General features: G+C 73.3%; 23 protein-coding genes and 1 pseudogene. 10 read left to right on the top strand and 14 right to left on the bottom strand.

Annotated elements, in window-relative coordinates; genetic code table 11:
• The first annotated feature begins 321 nt into the window (after positions 1–321).
• Entirely contained in the window at positions 322–675 is a 354-nt protein-coding gene (locus ACWEGE_RS25090; protein WP_449662888.1) for a VOC family protein, read from the top strand.
• Positions 676–726: 51 nt separating this feature from the next.
• Here ACWEGE_RS25090 and ACWEGE_RS25085 read toward each other — a convergent pair whose 3' ends face one another.
• The 7 genes from ACWEGE_RS25085 to ACWEGE_RS25055 form a co-directional block, all read right to left on the bottom strand.
• Positions 727–1,161, bottom strand: a complete 435-nt coding sequence (locus ACWEGE_RS25085; RefSeq protein WP_449662887.1) for a hypothetical protein — start codon at positions 1,159–1,161, stop codon at positions 727–729.
• Positions 1,162–1,509: 348 nt separating this feature from the next.
• A complete protein-coding gene (locus ACWEGE_RS25080) occupies positions 1,510–2,511 on the bottom strand; it encodes a proline racemase family protein (RefSeq protein ID WP_449662886.1) in 1,002 nt (333 codons plus the stop codon).
• Entirely contained in the window at positions 2,512–3,423 is a 912-nt protein-coding gene (locus tag ACWEGE_RS25075) for a dihydrodipicolinate synthase family protein (RefSeq protein ID WP_449662885.1), read from the bottom strand.
• The gene (locus ACWEGE_RS25070) at positions 3,420–4,703 is read right to left on the bottom strand and encodes an FAD/NAD(P)-dependent oxidoreductase (RefSeq protein ID WP_449662884.1); all 1,284 of its coding nucleotides are present in this window, start codon (positions 4,701–4,703) and stop codon (positions 3,420–3,422) included. Before ACWEGE_RS25070 ends, ACWEGE_RS25075 begins: the two co-directional genes overlap by 4 nt.
• Positions 4,700–4,963, bottom strand: a complete 264-nt coding sequence (locus tag ACWEGE_RS25065) for a (2Fe-2S)-binding protein (protein ID WP_449662883.1) — start codon at positions 4,961–4,963, stop codon at positions 4,700–4,702. Before ACWEGE_RS25065 ends, ACWEGE_RS25070 begins: the two co-directional genes overlap by 4 nt.
• A complete protein-coding gene (locus tag ACWEGE_RS25060; RefSeq protein ID WP_449662882.1) occupies positions 4,960–6,126 on the bottom strand; it encodes an NAD(P)/FAD-dependent oxidoreductase in 1,167 nt (388 codons plus the stop codon). The genes ACWEGE_RS25065 and ACWEGE_RS25060 overlap by 4 nt, the downstream gene beginning before the upstream one ends.
• Before the next feature lie 52 nt (positions 6,127–6,178).
• Positions 6,179–6,790, bottom strand: a complete 612-nt coding sequence (locus ACWEGE_RS25055; RefSeq protein WP_449662881.1) for a helix-turn-helix domain-containing protein — start codon at positions 6,788–6,790, stop codon at positions 6,179–6,181.
• 73 nt (positions 6,791–6,863) lie between these two features.
• Between ACWEGE_RS25055 and ACWEGE_RS25050 the strand changes: the two genes are divergently transcribed.
• On the top strand, positions 6,864–7,853 hold the full coding sequence (locus tag ACWEGE_RS25050) for a methyltransferase (RefSeq protein ID WP_449662880.1): 990 nt from the start codon (positions 6,864–6,866) through the stop codon (positions 7,851–7,853).
• A 193-nt stretch (positions 7,854–8,046) separates the two neighbouring features.
• Here the strand turns inward: ACWEGE_RS25050 and ACWEGE_RS25045 are convergent, their stop codons facing one another.
• The gene (locus ACWEGE_RS25045; RefSeq protein WP_449662879.1) at positions 8,047–8,343 is read right to left on the bottom strand and encodes a DUF1540 domain-containing protein; all 297 of its coding nucleotides are present in this window, start codon (positions 8,341–8,343) and stop codon (positions 8,047–8,049) included.
• 143 nt (positions 8,344–8,486) lie between these two features.
• The gene (locus ACWEGE_RS25040) at positions 8,487–10,502 is read right to left on the bottom strand and encodes a phosphocholine-specific phospholipase C (RefSeq protein ID WP_449662878.1); all 2,016 of its coding nucleotides are present in this window, start codon (positions 10,500–10,502) and stop codon (positions 8,487–8,489) included.
• A gap of 165 nt (positions 10,503–10,667) precedes the next feature.
• Here ACWEGE_RS25040 and ACWEGE_RS25035 point away from each other — a divergent pair, with 165 nt between their 5' ends.
• The 3 genes from ACWEGE_RS25035 to ACWEGE_RS25025 all read left to right on the top strand — a co-directional run bounded on the left by ACWEGE_RS25035 (position 10,668) and on the right by ACWEGE_RS25025 (position 12,087).
• Complete coding sequence (locus tag ACWEGE_RS25035; protein WP_449662877.1) at positions 10,668–11,204, top strand: MarR family winged helix-turn-helix transcriptional regulator; 537 nt, start codon at positions 10,668–10,670, stop codon at positions 11,202–11,204.
• Complete coding sequence (locus ACWEGE_RS25030) at positions 11,201–11,599, top strand: hypothetical protein (protein WP_449662876.1); 399 nt, start codon at positions 11,201–11,203, stop codon at positions 11,597–11,599. The genes ACWEGE_RS25035 and ACWEGE_RS25030 overlap by 4 nt, the downstream gene beginning before the upstream one ends.
• A 152-nt stretch (positions 11,600–11,751) precedes the next feature.
• The gene (locus ACWEGE_RS25025; protein WP_449662875.1) at positions 11,752–12,087 is read left to right on the top strand and encodes a lycopene cyclase domain-containing protein; all 336 of its coding nucleotides are present in this window, start codon (positions 11,752–11,754) and stop codon (positions 12,085–12,087) included.
• 228 nt (positions 12,088–12,315) lie between these two features.
• Here the strand turns inward: ACWEGE_RS25025 and ACWEGE_RS25020 are convergent, their stop codons facing one another.
• Entirely contained in the window at positions 12,316–13,494 is a 1,179-nt protein-coding gene (locus tag ACWEGE_RS25020; RefSeq protein WP_449662874.1) for an MFS transporter, read from the bottom strand.
• A 111-nt stretch (positions 13,495–13,605) separates the two neighbouring features.
• Here ACWEGE_RS25020 and ACWEGE_RS25015 point away from each other — a divergent pair, with 111 nt between their 5' ends.
• The gene (locus ACWEGE_RS25015) at positions 13,606–14,313 is read left to right on the top strand and encodes an ArsR/SmtB family transcription factor (RefSeq protein ID WP_449662873.1); all 708 of its coding nucleotides are present in this window, start codon (positions 13,606–13,608) and stop codon (positions 14,311–14,313) included.
• 2 nt (positions 14,314–14,315) lie between these two features.
• Here ACWEGE_RS25015 and ACWEGE_RS25010 read toward each other — a convergent pair whose 3' ends face one another.
• From ACWEGE_RS25010 to ACWEGE_RS25000, 3 genes are read right to left on the bottom strand one after another with little or no spacing between them, the layout of a single operon-like run.
• On the bottom strand, positions 14,316–15,062 hold the full coding sequence (locus ACWEGE_RS25010) for a succinate dehydrogenase/fumarate reductase iron-sulfur subunit (protein WP_449662871.1): 747 nt from the start codon (positions 15,060–15,062) through the stop codon (positions 14,316–14,318).
• On the bottom strand, positions 15,059–16,981 hold the full coding sequence (locus ACWEGE_RS25005) for a fumarate reductase/succinate dehydrogenase flavoprotein subunit (RefSeq protein ID WP_449662870.1): 1,923 nt from the start codon (positions 16,979–16,981) through the stop codon (positions 15,059–15,061). Before ACWEGE_RS25005 ends, ACWEGE_RS25010 begins: the two co-directional genes overlap by 4 nt.
• Positions 16,981–17,685, bottom strand: a complete 705-nt coding sequence (locus ACWEGE_RS25000; protein WP_449662869.1) for a succinate dehydrogenase cytochrome b subunit — start codon at positions 17,683–17,685, stop codon at positions 16,981–16,983. Before ACWEGE_RS25000 ends, ACWEGE_RS25005 begins: the two co-directional genes overlap by 1 nt.
• A 71-nt stretch (positions 17,686–17,756) precedes the next feature.
• On the opposite strand from ACWEGE_RS25000, the gene ACWEGE_RS24995 reads away from it, so the two are divergent.
• Positions 17,757–18,692 carry a LysR family transcriptional regulator gene (locus ACWEGE_RS24995; RefSeq protein WP_449662868.1) on the top strand — a complete coding sequence of 312 codons (936 nt, stop codon included), beginning with the start codon at positions 17,757–17,759 and terminating at the stop codon, positions 18,690–18,692.
• A 337-nt stretch (positions 18,693–19,029) separates the two neighbouring features.
• On the opposite strand, the gene ACWEGE_RS24990 is transcribed toward ACWEGE_RS24995, so the two are convergent.
• The gene (locus tag ACWEGE_RS24990) at positions 19,030–19,608 is read right to left on the bottom strand and encodes a helix-turn-helix domain-containing protein (protein WP_449662867.1); all 579 of its coding nucleotides are present in this window, start codon (positions 19,606–19,608) and stop codon (positions 19,030–19,032) included.
• 65 nt (positions 19,609–19,673) lie between these two features.
• Between ACWEGE_RS24990 and ACWEGE_RS24985 the strand changes: the two are divergent.
• The 3 genes and pseudogenes from ACWEGE_RS24985 to ACWEGE_RS24975 all read left to right on the top strand — a co-directional run bounded on the left by ACWEGE_RS24985 (position 19,674) and on the right by ACWEGE_RS24975 (position 21,448).
• Positions 19,674–20,287 (top strand): annotated as a pseudogene (locus tag ACWEGE_RS24985) (class I SAM-dependent methyltransferase).
• A gap of 3 nt (positions 20,288–20,290) precedes the next feature.
• On the top strand, positions 20,291–20,773 hold the full coding sequence (locus tag ACWEGE_RS24980) for a DinB family protein (protein ID WP_449662866.1): 483 nt from the start codon (positions 20,291–20,293) through the stop codon (positions 20,771–20,773).
• A 180-nt stretch (positions 20,774–20,953) separates the two neighbouring features.
• A complete protein-coding gene (locus tag ACWEGE_RS24975; RefSeq protein ID WP_449662865.1) occupies positions 20,954–21,448 on the top strand; it encodes a hypothetical protein in 495 nt (164 codons plus the stop codon).
• Positions 21,449–21,490: the final 42 nt, after the last annotated feature.

Below are 21,490 nucleotides of genomic sequence, written 5' to 3'. Positions count from 1 at the left end.
ATACGCCGGAAAACCGTCTGCGCGCGCGAACGGACACAACGGACATGGCCAACCTTCCCCCAGGAAGCCCCGACGGGCCTCGAATCAGCCACCCGGAGAGCTTCCGGGGCCGCGGAAGGAAATCTAACGCTCGTTCTTAACCAACCCATCACCCGACCGAGTGATCTTTTCCCAAGGGAGCGCAAATGGAACCGGCGGGTCATTACCCCGGCTTTTACCGATCCGGCCGAAACCGGCGGACCGGACCCGGACCACCCCGGTCTGCGCGCCCGGCCCGCGTGTCACCCGCCCCGCGCGGCGGCCGGCTGGCAGGATCGCCGCATGGAACGCGTGCTCGGAATCGGCGGGTACTTCATCCGCGCGGAAGACCCCGCCGCCCTCGCTGCCTGGTACCGCGACTGCCTCGGCCTGGACACCGACGAATCCGGCGTCTGGCGGCAGGAACCCGGCCCGACCGTCTTCGCGCCGTTCGAGGCCGGGACCGGCTACTTCGGTTCGCCGACCCAGCAGACCATGCTCAACTTCCGGGTCCGCGACCTCGACGCCATGCTGGCCCAGCTCCGCGCCCGCGGCGCCGACGTGGCCGACGACGTCCAGGAGATGGCCGGCATCGGCCGGTTCGGCTGGGTCACCGACCCCGAGGGGCACCGCATCGAGCTCTGGCAGCCCGCCTAGTGCGGCGGACGGCCCGGCCGGGGCCGGCGACCGGGCCGTCCGGACCGGAACCTAGTGATCGTTGAGGTAGTAGTGGGGGCTCGAGTTCTGGTAGTGCGGCCCCAGGTAGACCTGGACCAGGATGTTCACGTGCTCCGGGAGGTCGTGCACGCCGCCGTCGGAAGCCTTGGACGTGGCGCAGGATCCCAGGCCACCGGCGGCGGTGACCGTGTAGAGGAAGCGGTAACTGTTCCCCGAAGTTTCCTCGACGCGGACATCGGCCCGGGCGGAGAGCCCGTCGGCGGCCGTGTCGCAGACGGTCACGACGTCGCCGTTCTCTTCGACGTAGACGGTGCCGCCCTTGTCGGCGTCCGTGGTGGTCCACGTGTGGTCCCAGCTGCCGCCGCCGGGCGGGTCCACGGTTGCCGACGCCGAAGTCGCGGTCATGAGTGACCCGCCGGCGACGAAAACGGTCGTCGCGGCCACGGCCGCGAGCTTGTTGCGCATCTTGTGACTCCCATTCTCATGATCGTGCCGGGGTGATTTCCCCACCGAGGAAAGCGCTTTCTTCGCGATCCGTTCTTTGGCTTTCCCCGTAGATCAACCCCGGTTACCAGGAGCGCCGGAACCATCGCCCCGCCGTCCGGGCCGGGTGAGACGCTCTGGCCAGGCAGACCGTGCCAGCCCGGATCGGACGGCGTCAAGCGACCCGAAACGTTTTACCGCAGCCCGAAGGGTGCCCGAAAACGGGAACCCGTTCGCGCCGAGCTGTGACCTGCGGAATCGGCATCCGGAGACACTCTCGGTGACGGAGTGTGCGCTGATCGTCCGAAAAGGGCGGTCCGTCCGGGCCGACTAGAGCACGAACCCCGTCGGGAACGGGTCGTCCGGGTCGAGCAGGTACGTCGCCGTCCCGGTGATCCAGGCCCGGCCGGAGAACTCCGGCACCACCGCCGGCACGCCACCCACCGTGGTCTCGGCCACCAGCGAGCCGGTGAACGTCGTGCCGATGAACGACGAGTTCTCGAACGGCGTGTGCAGCGGCAGCTCGCCGCGGGCGTGCAGCTGGGCCATCCGGGCGGACGTGCCGGTGCCGCACGGCGACCGGTCGAACCAGCCCGGATGGATCGCCATCGCGTTCCGCGACGCCCGCGCGTCCGACCCCGGCGCCAGGAACTGGACGTGCTTGCACCCGCCGATCAGCGGGTCCTCCGGGTGCTTCGGCGGCCGCTGCTCCTCGATCGCGCCCATGATCGCCAGCCCGGCGGCCAGGATCCGGTCCTTCTCCGCCCGGTCGAACGGGATGTCCAAAGAGGACAGTTCGAGGATGGCGTAGAAGTTCCCGCCGTAGGCGAGGTCGTAGCGGACCGGCCCGAAGCCGGGCACGGCAACCTCGGCGTCGCGCTCGGCGAGGAAGGACGCCACATTGCGCAGCTTGACGCTCGACGCCCGCCCGTCCCGGACCGTGACCTCGGCGTGCACCAGCCCGGCCGGGGTGTCCAGGCGCACCACCGTCGTCGGCTCGGTCACCTCGACCATGCCCGTCTCCACCAGCACGGTCGCCACGCCGATGGTGCCGTGGCCGCACATCGGCAGGCAGCCCGACACCTCGATGTACACCACGCCCCAGTCGGCGTCCTCGCGGCAGGGCGGCTGCAGGATCGCGCCGCTCATCGCGGAATGGCCGCGCGGTTCGTTCACCAGGAACTGCCGCAGGTGGTCCAGGTGGGCCATGAAGTAGCGGCGGCGCTCGGCCATCGTGGCGCCGGGGATGGGGCCCACGCCGCCGGTCACCACCCGGGTCGGCATGCCCTCGGTGTGCGAGTCGACCGCCGTGATCGCGCGTGAAGCCCGCATCTACGCCACCCCCAGCGCGGCGAGCGCGCGGCCCATGTCGGCGCGGACCTGTTCGCGGTGGACGTCCGAGAGCGGTCCCCGCGGCGGGCGGCACGGCCCCCCGCGGCGGCCCACCATGTCCATCCCGAGCTTGATGGCCTGGACGAACTCGGTGCGCGAGTCCCAGCGGAACGCGGCCACCAGCGGTTCGTAGAGCGCCCTCGCCTCCTCGAGCTTGCCCGAGGTGGCGAGCTCGAACAGCCGCGCCGACTCGGCCGGGAACACGTTGGGGAACCCGGCGAACCACCCGGTCGCGCCCATCAGCAGGCTCTCCAGGACGACGTCGTCGGCGCCGGAGATCACGGCCAGCCCCGGTGCCCGCTCGCGGATCTCCAGCACGCGGCGGACGTCGCCGGAGAACTCCTTGACCGCCACGACGTTGTCGATCCGCGCGATCTCGGCCAGCAGGTCCGGCGTGAGGTCGACCTTGGTGTCGAACGGGTTGTTGTAGACCATCACCGGCAGTCCCACCGAGGCCACCGCTTCGAAGTGCGCGAGCACCTCGCCGCGGTTGGCGCGGTAGAGCGTCGGCGGCAGGCAGAGCACACCGTGCGCGCCGTCCTCGGCCGCCGCCTCCGCCCAGTACCGCGCCTGGTGCGCGCCGGGGCCGTGGACACCGACGACGACGATCCCGTCCGTCCCGACGGCTTCGATCGCGGTGCGGGCGACGCGGCGGCGTTCGTCGTCGGTGAGCGAGGAGTACTCGCCGAGGGAGCCGTTCGGGCCGACCCCGCGGCAGCCGTTTTCGACGAGCCACCGGCAGTGTTCGGCGTAGGCGTCGTAGTCGACGGCCAGCCCGGCCGGCGCGGCGTCGTCGGCCCGGTAGGGCAGCGCGGCGGCGACGACCACGCCGCCGAGGTCGCGGGTGCTCATGGGGACTCCTTCGGTTCGGCGAGCTCGCCCAGGCGGATCGGCTGGGCGATCGGACGGTGGTGGCGTTCGGCACCACCGCAGAGTTCGGCGACGGCGGGGCCGCACATCCGGCCCTGGCACGGGCCGAGCCCGGCGCGGGTGCCGAGCTTGAGCGCGTGCGGGCCCGGGCTCGCCGGGTCGGCGACGGCACTCTTCAGGTCGCCGTAGGTGGTTTCCTCGCACCGGCAGACGACGGTGTCCTCGCGCAGCCAGCCGGACCACGCCGTGCCGACCGGGTGGGCGGCGGCGAGCAGGCGGGCGAAGGTCCGGGTGCGGTCACGCCGCTCGACCAGCGCCCGGTCCGGTGCCGTCCCGGCGGCGGCCCGGCCGGCGACCGCACCTTCCGCGGCGGCGGCGGCCGAACCGCCGATGCCGGTGATCTCCCCCGCGGCGAACACCCCGGCGACGCTGGTGCGCTGGTCGCCGTCGACCCGGACGAACCCGCCGTCGAGCGCGCAGCCGGCCGCGACGGCGAGTTCGGGCTGCGGCACGAAGCCGTGCCCGACGCAGAGGGCGTCGACCTCGTAGGTGCGTTCGGTGCCGGGGACGACCGACCAGTCCGCGCGGATCCGGGCGGTGACGGCTTCGCGGACCCGGTCGTCCCCGCGGGCTTCGACCACCGTGCGGCCCGTGCGGTACGGCACGCGGTGGCGAGCCAGCTTGGCGGCGTGACGCACCAGTTCGCCCGCCTTGCCGGCGTGCGCGGCCGCCCGCCACGACCATCCACTGAGGACAGTCCGCGCCGGGTTCGCCTCCAGGACGGCTCGTACTCCGCCGCCGACGTCCAGCAGGGACGCCGCGACCGGCAGCAGGAACGGCCCGGTCCCGGCGACGAGCACCCGCCGCCCGACGGCGACCCGCTCCCCCTTCGCCACGGCCTGCGCGGCGCCCGCGGTGAAGACGCCGGGCAGCTGCCAGCCGGGGAAGGGCAGGACCCGGTCGTGGGCGCCGGTGGCCAGGACCAGCGCGTCGGGCTCGAGGGTGTGCCGCGGCCGGTTCGTCCCGTCGGCCGGGCCGCGCAGCAGGTGGACCCGCTTGCCTTCCAGGGCCCAGACGGTGCTTTCCGGCCACCACGTGCACCGGTCCAGGAGTGCTGCGAACCGGTGCGCGGCACCCCGGTGGTACTGCCCGCCGGGGGCGTCGGCCTGGTCGAGGACGGTGACGTCGGCCCCGGCGGCGAGCGCGTGCTCGGCGGCCGCGAGCCCGGCCGGCCCGGCGCCGATGACGACGACGTGCGTCACGCGCGCTCCTCCCGCGACTGGGTCCGGACCTCGTCGCCGTCGGCGGCGCGGCGGCGGCAGGCGCGGACGTCGGCGACGCCGTTGACGGTGAGCAGGCAGTCGAAGCAGGCCCCGATGCCGCAGAAGACACCGCGCGGGGCTCCGGAGCGCGTGGTGCGCCAGGAGATCCGCCCGGCGGCGAGCAGCACGCCGGCGACGGTCTGCCCGGCGAGCCCGGGCACGGTCTCGCCGTCGACGGTGATTTCGATCGGCTCGTTCACGCCGGCACCGCCGGACGGTCCACGGTGAACTCTGCCACCGGCATCGACGGCGTGGTGCCGGTCAGCAGTTCGCGCAGCAGCCGGGCCGTGCCGACGCTGAGGCCGATGCCCGCCCCTTCGTGTCCGGTGGCGTGCCACAGGCCGGCCAGTCTGGGGTCCTCGCCGAGCACCGGCAGGTGGTCGTCGACGTACGGCCGGAAGCCGCCGTACGCGCGCATCACCGCGGCGTCGGCCAGGGCCGGGAAGAGCCGGACCGCCTTGGCCGCGATCGCGCCGAGCACGTGCGGCCGGATCGTGTCGTCGAAGCCCACCCGGCGGCGGGACGAGCCGATCAGCACCGTGCCGCCGCGCGTCGACTCGACCACCGCCGAGGTCTGCAGTTCGCCGCTGCCCGTGCCGACCGCACCGACGTAGTCCGCGTCGTAGACCTTGTGCCGCACCACGCCCGGCATCGGCGTGGTCACCAGGACCTCGCCGCGCCGGGGCCGGACCGCGATCGGCGCTTCCAGCCGGGCCGACAGCTCGCCCGCCCACGGCCCCGCCGCGTTCACCACGACGTCCGCCTCGACGACTTCGCCTGCCAGGCGCACCCCGGTGATCCGCCCGCCCGCGATCCGCGCGCCGGTGACCTCGGCCCCGGTGCGCAGCCGGGCGCCGTGGCGCAGCGCCGAACCGAGCAGCGCGAGCGCGGCGGCGGCCGGCTGCACCTGGGCGTCCTCCGGGTAACGGACGGCGGCGGTCAGCTGCCGGGTGAGCGCGGGCTCGGCCGCCGCGACCTCCGCCGCGTCGAGCCGCTCGGTGCGCACGCCGGCCTCGCTCTGGGCGTCGGCGAACGCGAGCAGCGCGCCGGCACCGGCCTCGGTGGTGGCCACGACGATGCCGCCCTTCGGGTCGAACTCCGTCGCGGCCGCCGCGCGCGGGTCGTCGTCGGCGATTTCGGCCAGCACCTGCGGCCACAACCGGGCCGACAGCTGCGCGAGCCTGAGTTCGGCGCCCGGTCCCTTGTCCGAGACCAGCAGGTTTCCTTCGCCGTGCGACGTGGTGCCGCCCGCGGGCCGGCCGCGGTCGAGGACCAGGACGTCGAACCCGGCCAGGGCGAGCTCCCGCGCGCACGCCGCGCCGACGATCCCGGCGCCGATCACCACCACCCGCGTTCGGTTCATCGACCCTCCAGCGTTCGGTATAGCGAACGATAGGTCTCGATCGGGAACGCTGTCAATCCGCCAGGACAGGGTGCGGGCGCCCGTCGAGCCGTTCGTCCGCGCGGTACTGCAGCAGCAGCACCGACTGCACCGGACCCTCCGGCGCGGTGTAGCTGTGCGGCTCGCGGGCGTCGAACGCGACGTAGTCGCCGGGCCCGAGGTGCACGCTCCGGCCCGCGACCTCGACGCACAGCCTGCCGGCCTGCACGACGGTGTGCTCGACGCCGACGTGGCCCTGCGAGCGCTGCGGCGCGTCACCGCGGACGAGCTGGTCGTAGACCTCGAAGACGCTGTTCTCGGCCTCGATCCGGCGCAGCGGCCGCAGGTCGACACCCTCGCCGCGGAGCACCTCGACCTCGGCCGCGCGCACGACGGTCAGTCCGCCGCGCGGCCGGTGGTCGAGCAGGTCGGAGATCGCCACCTCGAGCACCCGGGAAAGGCTGAACACGGTCTCGATGGTCGGGTTGCCGGTGCCGCCCTCCAGCTGCGAGAGCGTCGCCTTGCCGATGCCCGACCGCCGGGACAGCTCCGACAGCGACAGCCCGCGCGCCGCCCGCGCCGCGCGGAGGTTCACCGCCAGCATGTCGCGGATCGACGGGCCACCGTCGTTCGGTAAAGCGTCCATCAGCGACGCCTTTCGTTCGGTTTGCCGATCGGTCCAGGCGTCATGATGCCACGCCGCCGCTAGGCTCGACCGGGTGACGCAGTCGATCCTCGCGCTGGCCGACCTGGCCACGCCCATGGCCATCCGGGTGGCGGCGACCCTCGGCCTCGCCGAGCACCCGGCGGCGACGGCCGCCGAACTCGCCTCCCGGACCGGTACTTCCGCCTCCGCGCTGACCATCCTGCTGGACCACCTCGTCACGGCCGGGGTCTTCGCGTTCGACGCCGAGTCCGGCCGCTACCGGCCCACGGAGCTGGGTGCGCAGCTGCGCGCGGACGCCCCGGAGGGGGTCCGGCCGCTCCTCGACATCCACTCCGCCGGCGGCCGCGCCGAGCTGGCGTTCGCCGACCTGCTCGGGACGATCACCACCGGCAAGGCGGCGTACGAGCACCGGTACGGCCGGGATTTCTGGGCGGACATCGACGCCGAACCGCGGCTGCGGCACTCGTTCGACGCGCAGATGAACTGGCGGTTCCAGGTGCAGGCACCGCAGATCGCCGCGCGGTTCGGCTGGGGGCGGTTCCCGCGGATCCTCGACGTCGGCGGCGGGGACGGCCTCCTGCTCGCGGAGATCCTGCGCGCGCACCCGGCGGTGCGCGGCGAGGTGCTGGACCTGGCGCCCTCGGCGGCCGCGGCGGCGGCGCGGTTCGCGGCGGACGGGCTCGCCGACCGGGCCGGGGCGGTGCCCGCCAGCTTCTTCGACCCGCTGCCGCCGGGAGCGGACGCGTACGTGCTGTCCGACATCCTCCACGACTGGGACGACGACCACGCCGGCCGCATCCTGGCGGGCTGCCGCCGCGCGGCCGGGCCGGACGGCACGGTGGTGGTGATCGAGCCGCTGCGCCACGGCACGTCCACGGCGATCAACCTGTTCATGCTGATGTGCTTCGGCGGCCGGGAACGCACGGAGGAGGAGCTGACGCGGCTGGCGGCGGAGTCGGGCCTGACCCTGCGCACCACGACGGCGGTCTCCGACGGCCGGACCGCCCTGGAGTTCGGGGTGGCTTCGGAGCGGCCCGCCTGACCGGCCGGCGCGGAGATCCCGCCGCACCCGCGGCGGAAAGACCCACCCGCCCACGGTTCGGGCCGGCGCCCACGACCGGCCGACCGGACCGGCGCTCGACGGCGCCCGGCGTCTCCAGCGGGAAGCCGGGCCGACCAGCCCTGGCCGCCGGTTCCTCGCGGCCCGCTCCGCCGCGAGGAACCCCCGGCCGGCCCTACCTGCGGTAGGTCAGGCAGTTCGCCGCGTGGCCGCCGTCGCCCGGGCCGACGCGGATGCTGTCCGCCGCGCACTCCAGTGACGAGTTGTGCCGGCAGTCCGTCCGGGAACACGCGCCGACCTGGGCCACCACCCGGTCCAAGCCGCCCTTCGTGTTCAGCGGGATGAACGTTCCGCAGTCCGCCGACCCGTTGCCGCCGCCGACGGTGATCGCGAAGGCGTGGCAGCCGTCGTGGTTGTAGGAACAGCCGCTGACCGTGCACTCGTGCACGGCCGGCATTTCGGTGGTGGTCATCCGCTCTCCTGGTTCCGTGGTGGGAAAACAGTCGGTTCCCCGACGCTCCCACCCGGAACCGGGCCTCGCAACGGAGGCGGCCACGGCCGGGTGACGGTACCCGCCCGGCCGGGTGACAAACGTCCCCGACCGGGCGGCACCCCTCAGACCGTGAGCGTGTTCGGGTCGCTCGTGCTGGGCCGTCCGGTCTCGACGTGCCCCGCCAGCCGGCGCAGGAAGCGCGGGTCGTGGTCCGAGACGATCGAGACGTCGTACCAGTTGCCGCTGCGCCGCGTGTCGACCACCTCGACCACCCGCGCGCCCGGCCGCAGCAGCCGGGAGGTCGACCGGCGGCCGTAGGCGTCGGTCAGCGTGACCCGCACCGGGGCCGGGCCGCTGTTGGTCAGGACCAGCGCCAGGTTCCCGCTCCGCCCCTCCGGCCGCGCGCTCACCTCGGGCCCGGCCAAGCCGCCGCGGAACGCCCGGACGAACCCGTTCGGCCCGTGCGCGGTGTAGTCGTAACCCCCGGCGACGGGCAGGGAAGCGGCGAGCGAGCAGCCGGCGCCCGCGGTGTACGTCCGCGGCTCACCCCCGGGCGAGGTGACGGAGAACGTGGCGCCCGCCCGGCCCTGGTTCACGAACGTCAGGTCCAGCGCGGAACCGGCGTGGGCGTCGACCGCCAGGTCGTACGGCAGCGCCCGCGCCGGCCGCAGCCCGGGTTCCTGCTTCGGCAGCACGGCCTTGGCCGGGACGGCGGGCACGTAGTCCGGGTGCCGCTTGCGGTCCGGTGGCTCGTAGCCGGCCGTGTCCGGCAGGGCGGGCACCCGCGCGTCGGTCCGGGCGAAGTCGAACGCCGAGGTCAGGTCGCCGCACACCGAGCGGCGCCAGGCCGTGATGTTCGGCTCGTGCACGCCGAAGCGCCGCTCGACGAACCGGATGATCGAGGTGTGGTCGAACGTCTCCGAGCAGACGTAACCGCCCTTGCTCCACGGCGACACCACGAGCATCGGCACCCGCTGGCCGAGCCCGTACGGGCCGGCCGGGTTCGCCGCCGAACCCGCGAAGATCTCCCCCGTGGTGTCCACAGTGGACTGGCCGGCCGTCGCGTACGGCGGGAGGACGTGGTCGAAGAAGCCGTCGTTCTCGTCGTAGGTGATGAACAGCGCGGTCTTGCTCCACACGTCCGGGTTGGCGGTGAGCGCGTCGAGCACCTGCGCGATGTACCAGGCGCCGTAGTTGACCGGCCAGTTCGGGTGCTCGCAGAACGCCTCCGGCGCGGTGATCCACGAAACCTGCGGCAGCTGCCCGGCCTTGACGTCCGCCCGCAGCCGGTCGAAGTAACCCTCGCCCGCCTTGGCGTTCGTGCCGGTGCGGGCCTTCTCGTACAGGGCTTCGCCGGGCTTCGCGTTGCGATAGGAGTTGAAGTACAGCAGCGAGTTGTCGCCGTAGTTGCCGCGGTAGGCGTCTTCGATCCAGCCCCAGCCGCCGGCGGCGTCGAGGCCGTCGCCGACGTCCTGGTAGATCTTCCACGACACGCCCGCCTTTTCGAGGCGCTCGGGGTAGGTCGTCCAGGAGTAGCCCTTTTCGTCGTTGCCGAGGACCGGCCCGCCGCCCTGGCCGTCGTTGCCCGTGTAGCCGGTCCACATGTAGTAGCGGTTCGGGTCGGTCGAGCCCATGAACGAGCAGTGGTAGGCGTCGCAGATGGTGAACGCGTCGGCGAGGGCGTAGTGGAACGGGATGTCCTCGCGGGTCAGGTACGCCATCGTGGTCGAGCCCTTCGCGGGCACCCACTTGTCGTACTTGCCGCCGTTCCAGGCCGCGTGCGTGTCGTTCCAGCCGTGCGGGAGGTCCTGGATGAACTGCAGGCCCAGGTTGTCCGCTTCGGGGCGGAAGGGCAGGATGTCGCGCTTGCCGTCGGACTGCGCCCAGACGGACTTGCCGTTCGCGAGGGTCACCGGCCGCGGGTCGCCGAAGCCGCGGACCCCGCGCAGGGTGCCGAAGTAGTGGTCGAACGACCGGTTCTCCTGCATCAGCACCACGACGTGCTCGACGTCCCGCAGAGTCCCGGTCCGGTGGAACGCGGGGATCTCCGCCGCGCGGGCGATGCTGGCGGACAGCGCGGAAAGGGCGGCGGTACCGCCGGCGAGCTGCAGAAAACGTCGTCGGTTGACGTCCGTCATGGGGACTCCGGGGGTGTCGTGGTGGCGAGCCGGGTCAGTATGGGCAGCGAAGAGCGAACCTGTCCCGGGACCGAGGCTAACGCCGGGCGAAACCCTGGTTAACGCCTGCGAGCAGACAGGCCGTTGACAAAGATACGGAAGCACGTACTAATGTATGACTTCACCATGAACGACGTATCCAACTTCGCCCGCGACGAGGACGACCGGCTCTACTCCCCCGACGTCCGCAGTGCACTGGCCGATTTCACCCTCGGCGAAGACACCGGCCTGCTCGAGGCGGCGGCCGCCGTCCGCACGGCGGCGCGGAGCCTCGAGGGGCTGCGCTCGCAGGGCACCGGGAACCGCGGGCTCAGCCCCGGCGCCCTCGACATCCTGATCCGGCTCGCCGCCGGCAGCGCGAACATCAAGGAGCTCGCCGCGTCCGCCGGGGTGAGCTCCCGGAACGTGACCGGGCTGGTCGACACCCTGGAACGCGCCGGGCTCGCCGAGCGCGTCCCCGACGCCCGTGACCGGCGGGCGGTGCGGGTCCGGATCACCGAGGACGGCCGCACGTGGCTGACGGAGTTCCGGCGGCCGTCCCAGCTGGCCATGGCCGCGCTCTTCCGGGGGTTCACCACCGCCGAGACCGCCCAGCTGCGGCACCTGTGCCTGCGGCTGGCCGAGAACCAGTCCCACCTCGCCCGCCACCTGGAGGACCGATGACCACGCAGACCAGAGAAACCGTGCAGGCCTACCACCGCGCCCGCTTCGACGGCGACGTGCACGCCGCGGCCGCCCAGCTGGCCGGCACGTTCACCTTCCGCAGCCCGCTGATCGAATCCGCCGACGCGCGCGGCCACCTCGCCGGGCTGGCGGGCTTCGTCGGCATCGTCACCGGGGTGGAGCTGATCAGCGAGCTCTACGGCGACGCCGAGGCCACGCTCGTCTACGACGTGCACACCGCGACCCCGGTCGGCGTCCAGCACACGGCGGAGCACTTCCGGCTGCGCGACGGGAAGATCGAGGCCATCACGCTGATCTTCGACGCGACGCGCTGGCACCCGCTCATGGCAGCGGTGCCCCGCCCGGACACCCGGGTTGTGGAGACCACGGGCTGAGCTCGAACACCGGGCGGGCACCGCCGGGACCGGTGTACCCGGGGCCGCGCCCGGCAAACGCGCTTTTCCCGGGCGCGGCTGCGGAATCCGGCGGCGCCAGGCAGAATCCCGGCATGATCGAATGGGCGTGGCGTTCCGCGGGGATGCGCTGAGTGGGCCGCTGGGAGTACCTGGTCGTCCTCGGCGCGTGCGTGCTGGTGACGCTGCCGATCGAACTGGCGGGCGCGCGGGTGTACCGCAGGCCGGGCCGGCTCGCCCGCGCGGTGCTGCCGGTGGCGGGGGTGTTCCTCGTCTGGGACGCGCTGGCCATCGCGGGCGGTGTCTGGCACTTCGACGCGGGGTTCGTCAGCGGCTTGCGGGCGCCGTTCGGCATTCCCCTGGAGGAAGTCCTCTTCTTCGTCGTCATCCCGGTGTGCGGTGTCCTGACCTACGAAGGGGTCGGCCTGACCGGACGGCTGCTGCGGCGGTGGCGCCGCCGAAAGGACTGAGGCCCGTCTCCGCCCAGCGGAGGTCCGAGGGGGGTCGACCTGCGAGCGGAGACGGGAGTTTCAGGGCCGGTACGGGGGCCGCCTCGCGGCGGAAGGCTCAACACGGCTCCAGCGTCACCGGTATTCCGTGAAGGCAAGGGGTGAGGCCCGGGGGCACCGCCGTACCGACACCCTTTACAACGTCCTGCGCCTGCTGGTGTTCCGCACCGCGAGGGTGACGTGCGTCGCTCAGCGGACGGCCGCGGGCTCGCGCGTCCGGACCGCCCAGCGGGTCAACGCGGGCACGGGCGCGACGGCCGCGAGGAACACGAGCGCGACCAGCAGCCACCCCGGGCCGCCCAGCCCGCCGACCGCGAGGGTGAACACGCCGGGCCCGACCATCTGCACGGTCGCCGTGGCCGCTTCGGTCGCCCCTTGGTAAGCCCCCTTGGCCTCTTCGCGCATCAGCCGCACCGACAGTCCCCAGCTGGCGGCCACGTACCCCAGTTCCCCGGCGACGTGCAGCAGCGCGGCCAGCACCACCACACCGGTCGCGAGCACCCCCGCGCCGCCGGACGTCGTGGCGAGCAGCACGCAGCTGCCCGCGAGCACCATTCCGGACCGCACGGCCGTCCGCGCGGCCTGGCCTGCCGTGCGCGCGAACCGGGAGAACGGCACCTGGAACACCGCGATCCCCACCGAGCTGAGCACCACCACGACGCCACCGAGGCCCAGCGGCAGGTGCGTCCAGCGGGACAGCCACAGCGGCAGGCCGGCCGACAACATGGCCCAGCACAGCGAAAGCACGGCCGTGGCCGCGGTGACGCAGAGGAACGGCCGGTCCTTCAGCACCGCACGGGTCGTCGTCTTCGGCGGGGCCGGTGCGGGCGCGGGCACCAGCAGGGTCGCGCCGGCGAGCACCAGGAAGCTGACGGCGTTGCCCGCGATGGCCAGCGTGTAGGCCCACCGGGCGTCGGCGGTGAGCACCAGGGCACCCAGCCCGGCACCGACGGCGTACCCGACGTGCTGGGCCACCCGCTGCCGCGCCAGCGCGCGGACGCGCTCGGCGGGTTCGGTGACCAGCCCGGTGATCAGCGCCGTCCGGACCGCGGTGCTCCCGGTCGCCAGTGCGGTGAAGGGCACCGTCACGGCCAGGAACGACCAGGTGCCGTCCACGGCGAGGTAGCCGGCCATCGCGGCGGCCCGCACCAGCGTGAGGGTGACCAGTACCGGCCGCGCACCCGCCCGGTCGGCGAACGCGCCCAGCGGTACCGCGGCGGCCATGCCTGCCGCGCTCGCCACGGCCAGCCCGACGCCCACCGTGACCGGCGGCAGCCCGGCCATCCGGGTGAGGTAGAGCGCCCAGATCGTGAACCAGAGGCCGTCGCCGAGCGCGGACACCCCGCGGCCCCACAGCAGACTTCGCATGCATCCACCCTTCACGAAGACGTGAAGAGTATTTCCCGGGCGACCGTCGCGCAAACATCGTTCACGTTCTTGTGAAGCGTGTTAGGCTCGCGCGCGTCGGAAGGGGCGGTGATGGGCGGGCTGGTCGATGCGGGCAACGCCGTCCAGGGCGCGATCGTCGAGCTGACGCGCGAACTGGCCGATCCGGTGCGGCTCACGGCCCTGCAGGTGCTGGCCGCCGAGGGCCCGCACACGATGGTGCAGCTGGCCGACGCGCTCGGCGTCACCGCACCCCGGCTGGGCAACCACCTGGCCCGGCTGCGGGCGGCCGGGCTGGTGACGGTCGAGCACACCGGACGGCACGCCGTGTACCGCGTCGGCCGTGAAGACCTCTTGGGCGTGCTCACCGCCCTGGCCCGCTACGCCGGCAAGGACGGCATCACCCCGCCGGACCGGGCCGAGTCGGGCGCGGACATCGCGCACACGTGCTACGACCATGCGGCGGGACGGCTCGGCGTGGCGGTGTTCGCCCTGCTCGTCTCCCGGGGTGCGCTGCGGCCACCGGACGGGTCCGCGGCCGAGGTGTCCCTCGGCGACGACCTCTCGGCGTTCCGGGACCTCGGTGTCTCGCCGTCGGAGGTCGATCCCGGCCGCCGCCGTCCGGCCACCGCGTGCCTGGACCGCACCCACCGCGTCCCCCACCTCGGCGGCGTCCTCGGCCACGAGGTCCTGGCCGCGTTCCTGGCCGACGGCCTGGTCCGCCGCGGCCCGGCGGACCGCGAGCTGCGCATCACCCCGCGCGGCCGGCGCCGGTTCGGTGCCCTGCTGCCGGGGTTCTGACCTCAGCGCCGCCCGGACCGGGCCGCGGCGAGGTACTCGCGGTTGAGCGTCGCGATGCTCGCGAACGGGATCCCCTTGGGGCACGAGGCCACGCACTCCCCCGTGTTGGTGCAGCCGCCGAAGCCTTCGGCGTCCATCGCGTCCACCATGTCGAGCACCCGGCTCGCGCGCTCGGGCCCGCCTTGCGGCAGCAGGCTCAGGTGGGTCACCTTCGCCGCGGTGAACAGCGTGGCCGAGCCGTTCGGGCAGGCCGCCACGCAGGCGCCGCAGCCGATGCACGTCGCGTTGTCGAAGGCCAGGTCCGCGTCGGGCTTGGGGACCGGCGTCGCGTGTGCGTCCGGGGCGCTGCCCGTCGGCGCGCTCACGTACCCGCCGGCCTGGACGATCCGGTCGAGGGCCGAGCGGTCGACGACCAGGTCCTTGACGACCGGGAAGCCCTTGGCGCGCCACGGTTCCACGTCGATCACGTCGCCGTCGGCGAAGGAGCGCATGTGCAGCTGGCACGACGTCGTGCGCTCGGGGCCGTGCGCCCGGCCGTCGATCACCACGCCGCACGAGCCGCAGATGCCTTCGCGGCAGTCGTGGTCGAACGCCACCGGCTCCTCGCCGGCCTCGATCAGCCGCTGGTTCAGCACGTCCAGCATTTCCAGGAAGGACATGTCCGGGCTGATGCCGTCGACCGGGTAGGCGACGAGCCGGCCTTCGGCGGCCGGGCCGGGCTGCCGCCAGACGCGGACGGTGAGGTTCACGTGTAGCTCCGCTGGGTCGGGTGGACGTGGTCGAAGACGAGTTCCTCGCGGTGGAGCACCGGCTCGGGGCCGTACTCCCACGCGGCGACGTGCGCGAAGTTCTCGTCGTCGCGCCGGGCCTCGCCTTCGGGGGTCTGGTGTTCTTCGCGGAAGTGCCCGCCGCAGGATTCCTCGCGCACGAGTGCGTCGACGAGCATGAGCTCGGCCAGCTCCAGGAAGTCCGCGACGCGGCCGGCCTTTTCCAGCTCCTGGTTGAGCTCCGCACCGCCGCCGGGGATCCGGATGTCGCGCCAGAACTCCGCCCGCAGCTCGGGCACCCGGCCGAGGGCCTTGCGCAGGCCCTCGCGCGTGCGGGACATCCCGCAGTGGTCCCACATCAGCAGGCCCAGCTCGCGGTGGAACGAGTCGGCCGACCGCGTCCCCTGCACCGCCAGGAGCCGCGAGATCCGTTCGCGCACCGCGGTTTCCGCCTCGGCGACGGCGGCGGCGGAGACCTCCTCGAGCCGCGTGCCGCCGAGGTAGTCGTTCACCGTCGCCGGCAGCACGAAGTAGCCGTCGGCCAGGCCCTGCATGAGCGCCGACGCGCCGAGCCGGTTGGCGCCGTGGTCGGAGAAGTTGGCTTCGCCGATCACGAACAGCCCGGGGATCGTGCTCTGCAGGTCGTAGTCCACCCACAGCCCGCCCATCGTGTAGTGGATGGCCGGGTAGATCCGCATCGGCACCGCGTACGGGTCTTCCGCGGTGATGCGCTGGTACATCTCGAAGAGGTTGCCGTAGCGGGCTTCGATCGCCGGACGGCCGAGGCGCGCGATCGCGTCGGCGAAGTCGAGGTAGACGCCGAGGCCGCCGGGCCCGACGCCGAGCCCGGCGTCGCAGACGTTTTTCGCCGCCCGCGACGCGATGTCCCGCGGCACGAGGTTGCCGAAGCTCGGGTAGAGCCGTTCGAGGTAGTAGTCGCGCTCGTCCTCGGGGATCTCCGCCGGCGGCCGCGGGTCGCCCTCGCGCTTCGGCACCCAGATGCGGCCGTCGTTGCGCAGGGACTCGCTCATCAGCGTCAGCTTCGACTGGTGCTCGCCCGACCGCGGGATGCACGTCGGGTGGATCTGGGTGAAGCACGGGTTCGCGAAGTAGGCCCCGCGCTTGTGCGCCCGCCAGATCGCGGTGGCGTTGGAGCCCTTCGCGTTCGTCGAGAGGTAGAAGGCGTTGCCGTAGCCGCCGGTGGCGAGCACGACGGCGTCCGCGAGGTGCGTGGTGATCTCGCCGGTGACCAGGTCGCGCGCGACGATGCCGCGCGCCCGGCCGCCGGAGACGACCAGGTCCAGCATCTCCGTGCGCGGGTGCAGCTCGACGTTCCCGGCGCCGATCTGGCGGGACAGCGCCTGGTACGCGCCGATCAGCAGCTGCTGGCCGGTCTGGCCGCGGGCGTAGAACGTGCGCTGCACCTGCACCCCGCCGAAGGACCGGGTGTCCAGCAGCCCGCCGTATTCGCGGGCGAAGGGCACGCCCTGGGCCACGGCCTGGTCGATGATCTGCGCCGACACCTGGGCCAGCCGGTACACATTGGACTCGCGGGCCCGGAAGTCGCCGCCCTTGACCGTGTCGTGGAAGAGCCGGTACACCGAGTCGCCGTCGTTGCGGTAGTTCTTGGCGGCGTTGATCCCGCCCTGGGCCGCGACGGAGTGCGCGCGCCGCGGCGAGTCCTGGAAGCAGAACTGCACGACGTGGTAGCCCTGCTCGGCCAGCGTCGCCCCGGCCGAGCCGCCGGCCAGCCCGGTGCCCACGACGATCACCCGGTGCCGCCGCCGGTTCGCCGGGTTCACCAGCTTCGCGGCGAACTTCCGTTCGTCCCAGCGGTTTTCGAGCGGACCGCCGGGGGCCTTGGTGTCGGCGATCGGGTCGCCCACGCGGTAATCGGGCATCAGTGCACCAGTCCCGTCATGATCGCGACCGGGACGAGGGCGTAGCCGCCCGCGACCACGACCGCCGTCGTGCTGCCGAAGATCCTGATCGCGCGCTCCCGCCGCGGGCGGGTGACGCCGAGCGTGCGCGCGGCGCTCGCGAAGCCGTGGTGGATGTGCAGGCCCAGCATGGCCAGGGCGAGCAGGTAGATCAGGTTGACCCACCAGACCCGGAAGTCCGCCACGAGGTTGTGGTACGGGTCGCCGGGGACGAAGTCCCGGTTCACCGCGCCGACGGTGAAGTCGAGGATGTGCCAAACGACGAACACCGCGAGCGTCGCGCCGCCCCAGCGCATGGTCCGCACCGCGAAGGTCGCGCGCGACGGCCGCCGGTGGACGTAAGCGACCGGCCGGGCGCGGCGGTCGCGCCGGGCCAGCTGCACGGCCGCGGTGACGTGCAGGACCAGCGCGGCGAGCAGGACCGCGCGCTGGAGCCAGAGGAACCACTCGCGGCGCAGCACCGGTTCGCCGATCGTGCGCAGCCAGCCCGCGTAGTGGTTGAGCTCGGCGGCGCCGAGGAACGTCTTGAGGTTGCCGGCCATGTGCGCGAACACGAAGGCGAGCAGAAGCAGGCCGGTCACCGCCATGACGGCCTTCTTGCCGATCGTCGAGGCCCAGAAGCGCCGGACGGCGGAGCGCCGGTGCGGGGCGAGGGTGGTCACCACCCGATCGACGGTAAGAGCGGGGCTACCAGAGGTCAAAGACATGATGGCTCTGTTGTCGATAGCCTGAGACTATGCAGTTCCAGCAGCTCGCCTACTTCGTCGCCGTCGCCGAGCACCGGCACTTCACCCGCGCCGCCGAGCAGGTGCGAGTGGCCCAGCCGTCGCTGTCCCAGCAGATCCGCGCGCTCGAACACGACCTGGGCGCCCCGCTGTTCCACCGGATCCGGGGCAACGTGTCCCTCACCGAGGCGGGCGAAACCCTGCTGCCGATCGCGCGGCGGATCCTCGCCGACACCGAAACCGCGCGGCTGGCCGTCCGGGAGCTGGCCGAGCTCGACCGCGGCCGCGTGCGGCTGGGTGCGCCGCCGAGCCTGTGCACGGGCCTGCTGCCGTCGATGCTCGCGGCGTTCCGCCGCCGGTACCCGGGCATCCAGCTGGAGCTGCACGAAAGCGGTTCGGGTGACCTGCGGCAGCGGCTGGCCGAGGGTGCGCTCGACCTGGCCCTGCTGGCGGGCGCCCGGACGACGGCCGAGGCCGGGCTGACGGCGACACCGCTGCTGCTCGAGGAGCTGGTGGTGATCTCCGCGCCGGACGCGCCCATCGCCGGGGAGAGGCTCGGCATCGCCGAGCTCGCCGACGTCCCGCTGGTCATGTTCCGCCGCGGCTACGACGTCCGGGAGGCGACGGTGAACGCCTGCCGCGCGGCGGGGTTCGAGCCGTCGTTCGCGATCGAGGGCGGGGAGATGGACGCGGTGCTGGCGCTGGTCCGGGCGGGCGTCGGCGCGGCGGTGGTGCCGAGCACGGTGGCCGGCGACCGGTTCCGGATGACCCGGTTCACGCCCGGCGCGGGGATGACGCGCGTGGTGCAGCTGGCCCACCGCGCGGACCTGGAGCCCACCCGGGCGGTGCGTGCGCTGCGGTCGGCGATCGCCGGGTTCGTGGCCGACCCGGCCCGGCGGGCGAGCCTGCCGCCGGGCATCGAGTCACTCGTGGACGACGTCAGCTGAGGCCGAACCGCTCGGCGAACGCCGCCATCTCCGCACGCCGGGGGCCCGGTTCACGCCCGAAGCCGGCCGTTGCCGCCCACGTCAAGGCAAGCGGCGCGGTCCCGCGCGAAACTCACGTGATCCGGACCGGAACTCGCGTGATCCGGACCGGAACTCGCGTGATCCGGACCGGAACTCGCGTGATCCGGACCGGAACTCGCGTGATCAGAGCCGGAACTCGCGAGTTCCGGCCCCAATCACGCGAGTTCCGGCTTCAGTCACGCGAGTTCCGGCTTCAGTCACGCGGGTTCCGGGTGGGACTTCCGCGGTGAACCCGGCCGCCGTGGTCGGCGGGTCTTCAGTGCGTGCGGGCCCGCAGGTGGGCCCGTTCCCCCTGGCGGCCGAACAGGATCAGCAGCTCGACCGCCTTCCCGTCGGCGCTGCCGAGCCAGTGCGGGATCGTCGTGTCGAACTCCGCCGCCTCGCCCGGGGGCAGCACCAGGTCGTGCTCGCCGAGGAGCAGCCTCAGGTTTCCGTGGAGCACGTACAGCCATTCGTGCCCCTCGTGGGTCTGGTGGTCCGGCACCGGCGGCCGGTCCGCGCTGGGGATGACCATCTTGTACGCCTGCATGCCGCCGGGCCGGCGGGACAGCGGCACGAACGTCATGCCGTGGCGGTGCAGCGGGGTCAGGTGGATGCGGGGGTCGCCGGTACGGGGCGCGCCGACGAGGGCGTCGAGCGGGACGTCGTAGGCGCGGGCCAGCGGCAGCAGCAGTTCCAGGCCGGCGCGCCGCTGCCCGCTCTCCAGCCGCGACAGCGTGCTTTCCGACACCCCGGTGGCGGCCGCGACGTCCGCCAGGGTCAGCCCGCGGTGCCGGCGCAGCGCCCGCAGCCGGGGGCCGACGGCCCGCAGGACGTCTTCGAAGTCGTCGCTCACCCGGCCATCTTGCCGGAACCGCAAGAAAGCGTGCCGGAACCGCCGGGCCGGGTCAGGGTGGGCCCATGACGACCGCCACCACCGAAGCGTCCCGGTTCTGGGACGGCCACTACACGACCCACCTCCCGGACGGCGTGCCGCGCGCCAACGTCCGGCTCGTCGAGGTGGTGACCGAGCCGGCCTCCGGACGGGCCCTCGACCTCGGCTCGGGAGCCGGCGGGGACGCGCTGTGGCCGGCCCGCCGCGGCCGGCGCGTGACCGCGGCCGACATCTCCGCCGTCGCCCTCGGCCGCCGGGCCCGGGAGCTCGGGCTCGCGGACCGGATCGGCACCGAGCGGCACGACCTGGCCGCGACGTTCCCGGCCGGCTCGTTCGACCTCGTTTCGGCCTGCTACCTGCACACGTCCTTCCCGCTGCCCCCCGCGACCGCGTGCTGCGGCAGGCCGCGGAGGCGCTCACCCCCGGCGGCCGGCTGGTGGTCGTCGAGCACGGGTCCGTCGCGCCGTGGTCGTGGAACCAGGACGCCGTCCCGCCGCTGCGGGCGCCGGAGCTCGACCCGGCGGTCTGGGCCGTCGAGCGAGCCGACGCCCTCCCCCGCCGAGCCACCGGACCGGGCGGGCGCACCGCCGAGGTCGTCGACCACCTGCTGCTGATCCGCCGCACCCGACGGGAGGACTGACCCGTGCCCCGAACCCGGCGGCGGGACACCCCGCCCCCGCGCACCGGCCCGGCCGAAAAGGACGTGCTGCGCGGCTTCCTCGACCAGCTGCGGGCCGCCGTCGCCGCCAAGGCGCAAGGCGTGCCGGAACCGCAGGTCCGCACACCCGGTGTCCCGTCCGGTACGTCGCTGCTGGGCCTGGTCCGGCACCTCGCGCACGTCGAGCGCTTCACGTTCCTCGGCGAGGAGACCGCCGACTGGCCCGGCACGTTCCGGCCACGGCCGGAGGAGACCGTCGCCTCGGTGGTGGCGGACTACCGGGCGGCGTGCGAGCGGGCCAACGCCGTCATCGACGCCTGCACCGACTTGACGCAGCCGGTGGCCCGCCCCGGCCGCACCCCGCCGTCGATGCGCTGGGCGCTGGTGCACATGGTCGAGGAGACCGGCCGCCACGCCGGGCACGCCGACATCCTCCGTGAACTGATCGACGGCAGCACCGGCCGCTGAGCCGGCCGCGGACATCCTGCGCATTTCGTCATTCGGCCGGGAACAGCGGGACAAATCCATTGTGGAACGGCGACCGGAAGGGGAATTCCCGCGCGCGGACCGGTTCCGGGAAAGGCCCCGCCGAGCCGGGCGGATCCGTTCGCTCTGCGAGCCGCACGGACGGGTGCTATTTGATCTCTTATGAGCGAAATACCGAATTACCCGCAGTCGTCCGCTTCGACGGGCCGGCCACCCGCTCCACCCCGGCCGGGCACGGTCGAGGGCGCCTTCTGGGCGTTCATCGCCGCACCGGTGATCGGGCTGATCGGAGGCCTGCTGATCTTCGGCAACCGGGACAAGATCGCCGCGACCATGCGCGACACCAACAGACAACGCGGCGGCAACCTCACCGACGCGCAGATCGACCAGGCGGTGAACGTCACGATGATCACCGCGGTGGTGATCGCGGTGATCATCGCCGCGCTGTACCTGCTGTTCGCGTTCAAGCTGCGGGCCGGCCGGAACTGGGCGCGCATCGTGCTGACCGTCCTCGCCGCCCTGCAGCTGCTCTCGGTGCTGACCGGGCAGAGCACGATCGGCGGTTACCTGGCGGTGCTCGCCGCGGTGGTCGGCGTGGTGCTGTCGTTCACCGGCCCGTCGAACGCCTACTTCGCGGCGGCCAAGGCCCAGCGCTGAAGAGGTCCGCGCGGCGGCCCGGTGCGGACCGCCGCGCGGCTC

Source organism: Amycolatopsis sp. NPDC004747 (assembly GCF_053601335.1).
Note: the sequence above shows the minus strand (reverse complement) of the source record. Positions and strands in the feature narration are given on the sequence as shown.

Bases quoted from the DNA above. Each gene is read 5' to 3' on its own strand.
- ACWEGE_RS25090 (WP_449662888.1), top strand. From the start codon at position 322: ATGGAACGCGTGCTCGGAATCGGCGGGTACTTCATCCGCGCGGAAGAC.
- ACWEGE_RS25085 (WP_449662887.1), bottom strand. From the start codon at position 1,161: ATGCGCAACAAGCTCGCGGCCGTGGCCGCGACGACCGTTTTCGTCGCC.
- ACWEGE_RS25080 (WP_449662886.1), bottom strand. From the start codon at position 2,511: ATGCGGGCTTCACGCGCGATCACGGCGGTCGACTCGCACACCGAGGGC.
- ACWEGE_RS25075 (WP_449662885.1), bottom strand. From the start codon at position 3,423: ATGAGCACCCGCGACCTCGGCGGCGTGGTCGTCGCCGCCGCGCTGCCC.
- ACWEGE_RS25060 (WP_449662882.1), bottom strand. From the start codon at position 6,126: ATGAACCGAACGCGGGTGGTGGTGATCGGCGCCGGGATCGTCGGCGCG.
- ACWEGE_RS25055 (WP_449662881.1), bottom strand. From the start codon at position 6,790: ATGGACGCTTTACCGAACGACGGTGGCCCGTCGATCCGCGACATGCTG.
- ACWEGE_RS25045 (WP_449662879.1), bottom strand. From the start codon at position 8,343: ATGACCACCACCGAAATGCCGGCCGTGCACGAGTGCACGGTCAGCGGC.
- ACWEGE_RS25040 (WP_449662878.1), bottom strand. From the start codon at position 10,502: ATGACGGACGTCAACCGACGACGTTTTCTGCAGCTCGCCGGCGGTACC.
- ACWEGE_RS25035 (WP_449662877.1), top strand. From the start codon at position 10,668: ATGAACGACGTATCCAACTTCGCCCGCGACGAGGACGACCGGCTCTAC.
- ACWEGE_RS25030 (WP_449662876.1), top strand. From the start codon at position 11,201: ATGACCACGCAGACCAGAGAAACCGTGCAGGCCTACCACCGCGCCCGC.
- ACWEGE_RS25020 (WP_449662874.1), bottom strand. From the start codon at position 13,494: ATGCGAAGTCTGCTGTGGGGCCGCGGGGTGTCCGCGCTCGGCGACGGC.
- ACWEGE_RS25015 (WP_449662873.1), top strand. From the start codon at position 13,606: ATGGGCGGGCTGGTCGATGCGGGCAACGCCGTCCAGGGCGCGATCGTC.
- ACWEGE_RS25005 (WP_449662870.1), bottom strand. From the start codon at position 16,981: ATGCCCGATTACCGCGTGGGCGACCCGATCGCCGACACCAAGGCCCCC.
- ACWEGE_RS24995 (WP_449662868.1), top strand. From the start codon at position 17,757: ATGCAGTTCCAGCAGCTCGCCTACTTCGTCGCCGTCGCCGAGCACCGG.
- ACWEGE_RS24975 (WP_449662865.1), top strand. From the start codon at position 20,954: ATGAGCGAAATACCGAATTACCCGCAGTCGTCCGCTTCGACGGGCCGG.